At 58.7% G+C, this 11,456-nt stretch carries 4 protein-coding genes; 1 reads left to right on the top strand and 3 read right to left on the bottom strand.

The window, feature by feature from the left end; translation table 11 throughout:
- Positions 1-23: 23 nt before the first annotated feature.
- Entirely contained in the window at positions 24-5,420 is a 5,397-nt protein-coding gene (locus LUU92_RS13695) for a hypothetical protein (protein ID WP_257103797.1), read from the top strand.
- A 102-nt stretch (positions 5,421-5,522) separates the two neighbouring features.
- Here LUU92_RS13695 and LUU92_RS13700 read toward each other — a convergent pair whose 3' ends face one another.
- Genes LUU92_RS13700 through mexE form a run of 3 tightly spaced genes read right to left on the bottom strand, consistent with a single transcriptional unit; the run spans position 5,523 to position 11,371 of the window.
- Complete coding sequence (locus LUU92_RS13700; protein ID WP_071488417.1) at positions 5,523-6,938, bottom strand: efflux transporter outer membrane subunit; 1,416 nt, start codon at positions 6,936-6,938, stop codon at positions 5,523-5,525.
- On the bottom strand, positions 6,935-10,114 hold the full coding sequence (locus tag LUU92_RS13705) for an efflux RND transporter permease subunit (RefSeq protein ID WP_071488416.1): 3,180 nt from the start codon (positions 10,112-10,114) through the stop codon (positions 6,935-6,937). Before LUU92_RS13705 ends, LUU92_RS13700 begins: the two co-directional genes overlap by 4 nt.
- A 15-nt stretch (positions 10,115-10,129) precedes the next feature.
- Entirely contained in the window at positions 10,130-11,371 is a 1,242-nt protein-coding gene (gene mexE / locus LUU92_RS13710) for a multidrug efflux RND transporter periplasmic adaptor subunit MexE (protein ID WP_071488457.1), read from the bottom strand.
- Positions 11,372-11,456: the final 85 nt, after the last annotated feature.

The following is an 11,456-nucleotide window of genomic DNA, read 5'->3' on the forward strand; positions in this document are numbered from 1 at the left end:
TTCCTCGCTGAAGAGTCTGTCAGATGCCGCTGTCGATAACCTCTCAATCTCTCACTGCCTGTGAATCAGGGTCGGGTAACGCTGCCGTGGCGCAGTTGCCAGTGAATACGAATGCAATACCTCGCAAGGAAAGCGAAGCGCTCGGCAACGAGCTGAACCAGTTACGCACTCAGATAAAACGTGAGTCCGACGCCTATCAACACCATATGTTACGGGCGGCATACGAAGATGTTCGCCCACGGCCGCTCAGCACCCGCCAGAAAATCAAGGACCTGTGGGTGAGTGTGCAAATGGCGGGGTCAGGGCACCAGCCGGGGCATACACCCAATCGGTCCCTGCAACAGGCGTGGAAGGCCAAAGAGCGGCTGGCCAGGTTGAACAACCGCTATATTCCCCTCGCCAAGGCTGAAGCGCTTGCGCAAATGGGCGAGCAACTGATGGACGCCGAGGACAGCCTGCGTGGGCTCACTGGCGATAAGGCCGCTGCGGTCAGCGTCCATGTCAATCGACTGAGAGAGCGTTTCGAGGCCGCCAAGTTTGCCTTCGCCATCGATGTCGGCGAAACCTTGGCAAAGGACACGGCGCCGCTACTGCCACTGTTCAACGTGCAGACCTATTTGGGATTACAGCAGGCCGGGCAGGGGATTCGGGATGCTGCTGATGGAATCAAGGGCATGTACAACAAACAGTGTGTGCGGCCCGACCTGCTGCAGGTCAAACAGACCCAGATGTACCATGAGGACGCGCTGCGGATGGCCGCAGTCGACCATGGTACTAATGTTGTCGATGATCTTCGGGAAAAACACGAAGCGGCCGCCCCTGCGGATAAACAATGGTTGGTGTCGTTCACTTCCCAAACCCGGCAGGTGCTGAGCCGCATCGATGCCGCGTTGAGCCTGCCGGGTGCCGAAGGTGTCGAGTTGGAGGAAGTCAGAGTCCTGCTCAAAGACATGCTCGGCCAAGCCAGTCCGCCGATGTCGGGTCGTTACGCCACGGGCGCCAACGATGTCTACCGTGAAACCACAGGGCCTGTTGAGGAGCAAGGTTACACCCCAGAGATGCAACGCTTGGGCATTGCCTTGGGCAGTTGGTTGCTCGGCAATGGGGTTCTACTGACGCAACGCGTGGGCGATGCTATCGGAGAACATCCTGTGCTTGCGTTGGGGGTGCTTGCCGCCTATGGCGGCATCAGTACTTTTTATAGCAACTGGTTCCTGCCAGCTTCTCCAGGACTGGAAGATAACGAACGGCGGACGCATTCAAGCGATCGCTTGCCGATGCTGGACGCAGAGGTGGATATCGCACTCGAACAGGCACTGCCTGATCACCCTGATGTATTGATCGGGCAAGTGTTGCTGGATCAGTTGTACACAGGGAAGTCTCGCGCCCCTCGCAGTGTGGATGATGGCAACCTTTCGGTTGCACGCACAGGCTCAGTCGACGCAATGCTGAAGCACCGTGCCCATGGCGAAAACCAGACCAATGGTGAGCTTGTGCGAACCGCTGGAGGCATCGGTGCCGAGGTGGATGACACGATGCTGGCAGGGGCGATTACCACTGGATTGCAGCGTTTCGAACTTCAGCAAACCGAGCTTCAAGCGACGTATAAGAAAAAATTGGCCAATAGTCTGGAAGCGAACATTAAAGACTCCGTCGATTGGATGACCAACCTTTACGCCCCCATTTTGGACCCGTCTACTGCATTGGACGAAATCATCAATCAGCGTATCAAGGCATTTGAAAGACAGACGGGAGAGACCCTGAGTCTGCAACCTGACAGCAGGATTACCGTTTGGTACAAGGATAATCAGTCAGCTAACCCGAATCATCATCTGGTGTCCGCAGTAGAACGGAAAAAGTATTTCACTCTCAAGCAGGTCGTCACCGGCATTCACTTGAGCGATATAAGTCTGATGCGCGGACATCACGGTCAAGTCTATAAAGTTTCCCGAGTTTCCCATCAGCAGCTGGTCGACTTTATTGATAAAAAATTATTGAAGCGGACATTGGAAGCTAACCTCTCCGATTATAAAACCCGGCCAGGCCTAGAGCAAAAATGGGTAGATTTCTATGATGGCAGGATCAAGAATGCTGCATTTAACTATCTCTCCAACACGTCCATTGAACATCCTGGTCATGTGTTGATGAGCCGATTTTTGAACGGAGAATTAAAGGCATCTGAGGTTGAGTTTCATGGCACGAAGGTCAGCGGTGTGTTTGCTGTCACTCACGGGCAGTCTGCGGTCATGTGCAGTGTGGATGACGACAACTGTTTTTACATCAGTGAAAAACGTAATAATTACTGGAAGTTCGGGGCGTCTTATACGGAGTTCATGCCTGTTTATCCAAACGATGAAAAATTCAAAAGGTGGATCCGTATAAAACTGCCCATCATTGAGCAAGTCAAGGCTGCCAGGAATCCACAGGCGTTTGAGGTCACCCGAACAAAGATGTCAACAAACGTCCAAATAGGAATGGGCCGCAACGGTGGTCGGGTCAAGATCAAACCCTTGACTTTTACGGCCCAGGAAAGCGCACAGCAACTGAGCGCCTCTTTGTTCAAGTCAAACATGGCTCGTGCCAAATCGGATATTGACACATTGATTTTTACCGATTGGGAGCACTTTTCGCTCGAAGCGCTGAATGCCCTCAACGAGATTCTGAAGGTCCAAGGCTTGTTATTAATGGTCGGCGCTCCCGGCACCGGCGCCGTATTGAAATCGATGATCTATGCCACTGGCCTGGGGTTGGCCAGCGCAGGCGCCCACGCATTGAAAGCTGAAATCAGCGACGATCCGACGGAGCGAGATACTGCCGAAAAGTCCGCTTGGGTTTCTCTTATTTCAACGGCTGTTTCACTCGGCATTCCTTTGGCGATTGGCGGAGCAAAAGGGGCATATACAGTGGCCTCGGCGGTCCATTATCACCGTTTTGCCAAGGAATACATTATTCGGCCTGACACGTTTCGCATAATAAAAGACGTGCTGGCAAGAAGGTACGGGATCAAGTTCAGCCCTGCCGCTTCTTCTTCCCACGCGCCGGCAAATACGGCTGCATTGCTCCCTAAAACTGCAGGCTCGTCACCTGCAACGGGCCAGGCTGTGGCATCAGGAGCGGTGCCAGGCGTCCAAGAGGTAGCAGGAAAATCAACGACCTGGAACCAAATGACCGATGCACAAAAGGTCAGTCACTTGTCGAATAAGTTAACGGCCTCCGGCATCGGCAAGAAGTTGATCGCGCGGACCAGTGAGCAGTCTGTCAGACAGTCGATTGCCAATAATCGGCGACAGGCTCTCACGACGGCGACAAATTGGAAGAGTGAACGTACTGAAATCAATCTTGCAAAAGCATTGCTTGAATCTGATTCAAAACGCGTCGATACCGTGGACCAGTTTATAAAACAACTGCATAAGCAGCCGCCGACCATTGAGACACGCGCCGTCAGTGGGCCACCTGTGCAGAGGGCAGCGGGGTGGATTGCGGCGTCCAGTAGCCCCTGGATACCGGAAGGGCGTTTGCAGCAGGTTATCGCTCAGTTTCAGCAGGCCGATTTGAGCAAGATCAGTGTGATTGATGATATTCACCGGGCAATTATCGGGACTTCCGAAGAAGCGGTTCGCCTCAGTGGAGACGCTGGTCAGCTGGGTTCTGATATCGCTCATGGTGCATTTGTACACCAACTGAAGAACTCGGGTGCTCCAACGGGATTGTCCCGAGCTGAATGGTTGTTCGGGTTGACCCAGAGTTTCCAACCCTATGCGACTAATAACGATCCATTGGCAAGGACACTCTATGCGTTGGCACATCTTCAGGATACCGACAACGGATTCAGTGCCCTCGTCAAAACCTCAGAATCACGCTTATCACCGCCTTCTATATCAGTTAAAAAGCCACCGGCCCGCGTACCTGCGGCGCCCACAAGCGCGTCTGATGTTGATACCCGAATCGAGCCCTTTCGACAGATTGAAGGCAGCCCTTCACGAGCACTACCCGTTGAGATGCATGGGTTCATGGAAACATTGCGCGCCAATCCCAAGCTGCACAATGCTTTCATGGCTCCCGCGGGACAGTGCGCAAGCGCCGCGGAAACGGTCGCCGAATTCATGCGTACAAATGGGTTTGAAAACATCAGGTTTCGAGGGATGCTGATCTGGAGTTCGCGCAACCCGGACGGTGTATTCAACCATTTTTTACCTGTAGGCGACTTCCAGGGCAAAACCTACGCGTTTGATCTGACGGCGCCACAGTTTGCCAATAAAGGCATGCCCTCGTTGACAGACCCGATGATTCTGCCGGAGCCGGCATTAATGCAGGCCTATCAGGCTGCTACGAACAAAGCACTGATCAAGTACAAGGACTTTTCCAACCTGCGTTCGGCAGAGGCAGCTTTTTCAGATTTTTCCGCACCCGGGCCTAAGCAGTTTATCGAGGGCGGCCACCTGCTCAGTTACGGCTGGAGCAAGCCAACCCTCGCGCAACCGAATGCAGCGTCCGGCCCTACGCCGCTGGACAAAGTGAGCACTCCCGTACGTGGGATTGCTCGCGTGCGCGCCCAGGATATTGCGAACCGTAAACCTGGCCTTCAAGTACCCCTATCCAGCCCTGCACCGGCCCCCCTTGCTATTGATAATCCAGGATTTCAGTTATTGGGTCCGAAAAACTGGGGTTCACTGTCGGACAAGGACAAGATCGACTATCTGGTAAACCGACTGTTGCTAAGTGATGACGCCCGGGCGCTGATGGGTTCCACCGATAAAGCCACCGTTGTTCAATCCATTCGTAACAACTTGACGCTGGACGGTCTTGGCGTCCCGCGCCAGCGATTTGCCTGGGGCGCGCTACAGAGCGAGGTAGGCCATGGTTTGCGTCGCCTGGCACAGGACCGTGCCCGCTTGGAGGCAACCAACGCCGCAGTGAGATCCCTGCTGGACAGCACCCCGGTGGTCCCTCGCGAGCTCAAACTGGGTAATCCCTACGAAAAGGCGGCGGAGTGGATTGTCGATACGAGTCGCTCCGATGGTCTAACGGCGGACGAGGTGCTGGGCGTGTTGTGGCGTAACCGAGACGTCGACCTGACTGACATTCACACGATTGATGAGATTCATGCACAGGTCTACAAACCCGGGCCGGGTGAGCCTTATCGTGACTTCCGCTCCAGCAGCGACCCTGTGTATATGGCGTCGGAGATCGGGCACGCGGGGTTCGTGAAGCTATTGCCTGAACTTGCTCAAAGCGCACAAGACGGCAAGTGGCTTCTGGCAGACGGCCTGTTCGCGGCAGCGGTCCGATTTCACCCCTATGGCGACGGCAATGGCAGGCTCGCGCGTGCGTTGTATGCATTGGCACAAATCAAAGCGGACGGACCGTTCTTCAAGGCATTGACACCTGAGGGGGAAAGCATTCTGAACCCGAGAATCTGATACAGCCCTTCACTGCTGCCCAGGCCAAAAAAAGCCCCGTGACCGAATGGACCACGGGGCAAAAAATTGGCTGGATGCGACCAACCAAAGGAGCTCTTTACCTCACTTGGCGCTGGCGACCACCGTGTCCGGCTGCCAGCCACCCCCCAGGGCCTTGTAGATCGCGACGATGCCGCGATACAGGTCCACTTCGGCCTGGGCCTGGGAATCTTCGGCGGCCAGGCGCTCGCGTTGCGCGTCCAGCAGCACCAGGAAGTCCACGGTGCCCTCGCGGTAGCGGATCGCAGCCAGGTCGGCGGCGGCGCGGCTGGATTCGCTTTGGCGGATCAGCGAAACCAGGCGTTGCTGACGCTTGCCGTAGTCGCTGAAGGCGTTCTCGGACTCTTCCAGGGCCAGCAGCACTTGCTGCTCGTAGGTCGCCAGGGCGCCATCTGCCTCGGCATCGGCGCCGCGCAAACGGGCGCGCACGCTGCCCAGGTCGAAGGCGGCCCAGGTGATGCTCGGGCCGAGGGCCCAGGCATTGGCGGCGGACGAGCCGATCTGGGAACCGCGCCCGGCGGTAAAACCGAGGAAGCCGCTGAGGCTGACCCGTGGGAACAGGTCGGCCTTGGCCACGCCGATACGCGCAGTGGCGGCGGCCAGTTTGCGTTCGGCGCTGAGGATGTCCGGACGACGTTGCAGCAGTTGCCCCGGATCGCCAATCGGCAAGGCCTTGGCAATCGCCGGCAGGTCTTTCGGGCTCAGGTCGACTGTCAATTTGTCGGGACGCTGGCCGAGGAGGGTAGCGATGCGGTTACGCTCGCGCACTTGTTCGGCCTGCAGTTGCGGCACGCTGGCCTCAACCGCTGCGAGGCGGGCGTCGGCACGCTCCACGTCGAGCTGGTCGCCCACACCGGCATCGCGCAGGCTGACGGTGATGGCGCGCGATTCCTGCTGGTTCTTCAGGTTGTCCAAGGCAATGCGTTCACGCAGTTGCGCGCCACGCAGTTGGCCGTAGGCATCCACCAGTTCGGCGATCATGGTGACTTGCAGCTGGTACAAGTCAGCTTCGGCGGCCTGCTGGTCGGCGTCGGTGGCTTCCAGGTTGCGCTGGATGCGACCGAACAGGTCGAGTTCCCAGGCCATGTCCAGGCCGAGGTCGTAACGCTCACTGTTGACACGCTTGGTGGTCTGGCCCGGGATTTGACCCTTGGCCAGGTCACTGCTGGCGCGGCTGGTGATGGTCGGCATCGCGTCATTGCTGGCGTCATCGCGGATCGCTCGGGCCGCCCGCAGGCGGGCAAAAGCGACGCGCAAATCACGGTTGCCTTGCAGCGATTGGGTCACCAACTGGTTGAGGGTCGGGTCTTCGAACTGCTGCCACCAAATGCCTTCGAACTTGGCGTGGTCATACTTTTTGGCGTCGGCAGCGGCCGTGATATTGGCCGCCTCCGGGGTCTGGGTTTTGTAGTCCGGGCCTACGGCACAGGCGCTCAGCGCCAGTACCAGCAGGCTCGGCAGGAATACGTTCACACTCATTGCTGTGTCTCCAGCTTCAAGGCCTTGGCCGCTTTGCGCGCTTCGCTGCGCTCCACAGAGCGACGGATCAGTACGTAGAACACTGGCGTCAGCAACAGACCGAAGAAGGTCACACCGATCATCCCGGAGAACACCGCCACGCCCATGGCATGACGCATCTCGGCACCGGCACCGCTGGACAACACCAGGGGTACCACACCCATGATGAAAGCGAACGAGGTCATCAGGATCGGCCGCAGACGCAGACGGCAGGCTTCCAGTACCGCAGCGAGCGGGTCGAGGCCTTCTGCCTGTTTGTCCTTGGCGAACTCGACGATGAGGATCGCGTTCTTGCACGCCAGGCCCACCAGTACGATCAAGCCGATCTGGGTGAAGATGTTGTTGTCGCCACCGGAGATGATCACCCCGGTAATCGCTGACAGCAGGGTCATCGGTACGATCAGGATCACCGCCAATGGCAGGCTCCAGCTTTCGTATTGGGCGGCCAGTACCAGGAACGCCAGCAGTACGCAGAGCGGGAACACGAACAGCGCGGTGTTGCCCGAGAGGATTTGCTGATAGGTCAGGTCGGTCCACTCGTAGGTCATGCCGTTGGGCAGTTCGTCTTTCAGCAGTTTCTCGATGGCCGCCTGAGCCTGGCCCGAGCTGTAGCCCGGTGCAGCGTTGCCGTTGATTTCGGCGGTGATAAAGCCGTTGTAGTGCATCACGCGGTCCGGGCCCGAGGTGTCGCTGACCTTGATGAAGGTCGCCAGCGGGATCATTTCGCCTTTGTTATTGCGCACTTTCAGCTGGCCGATCTGGTCTTCATCGAGGCGGAACTGTTGCTCAGCTTGCACGTTGACCTGGTAGGTCCGGCCGAAGCGGTTGAAGTCGTTGGCATACAACGAACCCAGGTAGATCTGCAGGGTGTCGAAGATGTCGCTGATCGCCACGCCGTGGGTCTTGGCCTTTTCACGGTCGATGGCGGCATCGACCTGGGGCACGTTGACCGTGTAGCTGGTGAACAGGCCGAACAGCTCCGGCGTGGTACGGCTCTTGGTGATGATGTTCTGCACCTCTTTGTACAGCTCGTCGTAACCCAGGTTGCCCCGGTCTTCGATCTGCAGGCGGAAGCCGCCAATCGTACCCAGGCCCTGTACCGGCGGCGGTGGGAAGATTGCCATGTAGGCTTCCTGGATGCTGCTGTACTTGCCGTTCAAGGCACCGGCAATCGCGCCGGCGGACATGCTCGGGTCTTTACGCTCGTCGAACGGTTTCAAGGTCACGAACACAATGCCGCTGTTCGGGCTGTTGGTGAAACCGTTGATCGACAGGCCCGGGAAGGCCACGGCGGCTTCCACGCCCGGTTGTTTCAGGGCGATGTCGGACATGCGCTTGATCACGTCCTCGGTACGGTCCAGGCTCGCGGCGTCCGGCAGTTGGGCGAAGGCCACCAGGTATTGCTTGTCCTGCGCCGGTACGAAACCGGTTGGCGTGTGGGCAAAGCCCAGCCAGGTCAGGACCATCAGCCCGGCATACAGGAACAGCGCGATACCACTGCCACGGATCACCCGGCGTACGGTACCGACGTAGCCATGGCTGGCCTTGTCGAAGAAGCGGTTGAACGGTTTGAACAACCAGCCACCCAGCAACTTGTCGAGGAACTTGGAGAACCCATCCTTCGGCGCGTTATGGCTCTTGAGCAACACCGCCGCCAGGGCAGGAGACAAGGTCAGCGAGTTGAACGCCGAGATCACCGTCGAGATCGCAATGGTCAAGGCGAACTGTTTGTAGAACTGCCCGGTCAAGCCGCTGATGAATGCCGCGGGCACGAACACCGCACACAGCACCAACGCGGTGGCGATGATCGGGCCGGTCACTTCGCTCATGGCTTTTTCAGTGGCCGGGAAGGGATCCAGGCCCAGCTCGATGTTCCGCTCGACGTTCTCCACCACCACGATGGCGTCGTCCACCACGATACCGATGGCCAGTACCAGGCCGAACAGCGACAGCGCGTTGAGCGAGAAACCGAACAGGTGCATTACCGCAAACGTACCGATCAACGATACCGGCACCGCCACCAGCGGAATGATCGAGGCACGCCAGGTCTGCAGGAACAGGATCACCACCAGCACAACCAGGATCAGCGCTTCGAACAGGGTATGCACCACCGCTTCGATGGAACCACGCACGAAGATGGTCGGGTCATAGACGATGCTGTAGTCCATGCCTTGCGGGAAGCTCTTTTTCAGCTCTTCCATCTTGCCGCGCACTTCGTTGGAGATCTCGATGGCGTTGGAGCCAGGGCGCTGGAAGATCGGGATGGCCACGGCCGGCTGGTTGTTGAGCAACGAGCGCAGGGCGTATTGGCTGGAACCCAGCTCCACCCGAGCGATGTCTTTCAATCGCGTGATTTCACCGTTGGCGCCGGAGCGAATGATGATGTTCTCAAACTCTTCCTCGGTCACCAGGCGACCCTGGGTGTTCACCGACAACTGGAACGCGGTGGCGGTCGGCGCGGGTTGCGCACCCAGGGCACCGGCGGCCACTTGACGGTTCTGCTCACGGATCGCGGTCACTACATCGGTCGCAGTCAGGTTGCGCGAAGCGGTCTTGTTCGGGTCCAGCCATACGCGCAGGGAGTAGTCGCCCATGCCGAACAGCTGCACGTCACCCACACCGCCGAGGCGCGCCAACTCATCCTTCACGTTGAGCAAGGCGTAGTTGGACAGGTAGAGCATGTCGTAGCGCTGATCCGGGGAGGTCAAGTGCACCACCATGGTCAGGTCGGGGGAGGCCTTGTCCACGGTGATACCGATGCGCGTCACTTCCTCAGGCAGTTTCGGCTGAGTCCGGGTCACACGGTTTTGCACTTGCACCTGCGCGTTGTCCAGGTCGGTGCCCAAGGCGAAGGTGATGGTCAGGGTCAGCTTGCCGTCGGCGGTCGACTGTGAGGACATGTACAGCATGTTCTCGACGCCGGTGATCGCCTGCTCGAGAGGTGCTGCCACGGTTTCACCGATGACCTTGGGGTTGGCGCCCGGGAAGTTGGCGCGCACCACCACGGTCGGCGGCACCACTTCCGGGTATTCGCTGATCGGCAATTGGAACAGCGAGATCGCACCAGCGATCAGGATCAACAGTGAGAGCACCGCTGCGAAGATCGGCCGCGAAATGAAGAACTTGGAAAAATTCATCTTGAGTCGTTTCCCTTAACCGCGTGGAGCTGCAACGGCTGCGAGCTTGGGCGCGGTTTTTTCCGGCGCCACTTGCTCCAGGTTGCTGGCTTCAAGTGCTTGTCGTTGTTGGGCCAAGGCGGCGAGGGTTTCCTTGCTGGCCATCGGAATGGTTTCCGGGGCGACCGGCGACCCTGGGCGCACACGCTGCAGGCCCTTGACGATAATGGTGTCGTCCTTGTTCAGGCCACTGCGCACGATGCGCAAACCTTCGATCTTCGGCCCCAGTTCCACTGCGCGATAGGCCGGCTTGTCGCCTTCCATCACCAGCACGAACTTCTTGCCCAGGTCGGTGCCCACGGCTTCATCGTTGATCAGCACGGCAGAGTAGGTGCCGCTGCCGACCAGCTTCAGGCGGGCGTAGAGGCCAGGGGTGTATTCGCCCTTGCTGTTGTCGAACACGGCGCGACCACGGATGGTGCCGGTGGCCGGGTTGACCTGGTTGTCGACGAAGTTCATCTGGCCCAGGTGCGGGTTACCGGTCTCGTTGGACAGGCCCAGGTAAACCGGAGTGGTTGCACCGCGACGGCCTTGGCGGGCCAGCTCGGTGTATTTGAGGAACACCCGCTCATCGGCGTCGAAGTAGGCGTAGACCTTGTCGGTGGAAACCACGCTGGTCAGCGCGGTGACGTCGGCGGTCACCAGGTTGCCGGCGGTGATTTCGGCACGGCTGACGCGGCCGCTGATCGGCGAAGTCACGCGGGTGAAGCTCAGGTTCAGCTTGGCCAGGTCCAGCTGCGCCTGGATCCCGGCGACGGCGGCGCGGGCTTCCTGGGCGGCGGTGGTGCGCGAGTCGGCCAGTTCGGCGGAGATCGCATTGCTCTGGCGCAGGCGTTCGCCACGTTGCGCTTCGTTATCGCTGCGGGTCGCGGCAGCTTTGGTTTGGGCAAGCTGGGCTTCAAGGCGACGCACTTCGGCCTGGAACGGACGCGGGTCGATCTGGAACAGCAGGTCGCCTTTCTTCACCAGCGCGCCTTCGGTGAAGGCCACCTGGTCGATCTGGCCGGACACGCGCGGACGGATCTGCACGGTTTCCGGGGCTTCCAGGCGACCGGTGAATTCATCCCACTCGTTGACCGGTTGTTCCAGCACCTTGGCCACGCTGACTTTGGCAGCTGGCATGGCGGCCGCTTGTTCCGGGGTTTTACCGCACGCGCTCATCACCACTACCGCCAAAATGGCCAAGGGGAAGCGCAAATGTTTGAGTGACTGTTCCATGAGGTGCATCCGCCAATGTATTTGAGATGGGCGGATCATGCGCGGCGCTGTGCTATGTCACGAATCGAATGAAGCAAAGGTAACT

Source organism: Pseudomonas extremorientalis (genome assembly GCF_024584605.1).
GTDB lineage: Bacteria > Pseudomonadota > Gammaproteobacteria > Pseudomonadales > Pseudomonadaceae > Aquipseudomonas > Aquipseudomonas extremorientalis.

Excerpts from the sequence above, each read along its gene's own strand:
- LUU92_RS13705 (WP_071488416.1), bottom strand. The coding sequence starts at position 10,114 with ATGAATTTTTCCAAGTTCTTCATTTCGCGGCCGATCTTCGCAGCGGTG.
- mexE (WP_071488457.1), bottom strand. The coding sequence starts at position 11,371 with ATGGAACAGTCACTCAAACATTTGCGCTTCCCCTTGGCCATTTTGGCG.
- LUU92_RS13695 (WP_257103797.1), top strand. The coding sequence starts at position 24 with ATGCCGCTGTCGATAACCTCTCAATCTCTCACTGCCTGTGAATCAGGG.
- LUU92_RS13700 (WP_071488417.1), bottom strand. The coding sequence starts at position 6,938 with ATGAGTGTGAACGTATTCCTGCCGAGCCTGCTGGTACTGGCGCTGAGC.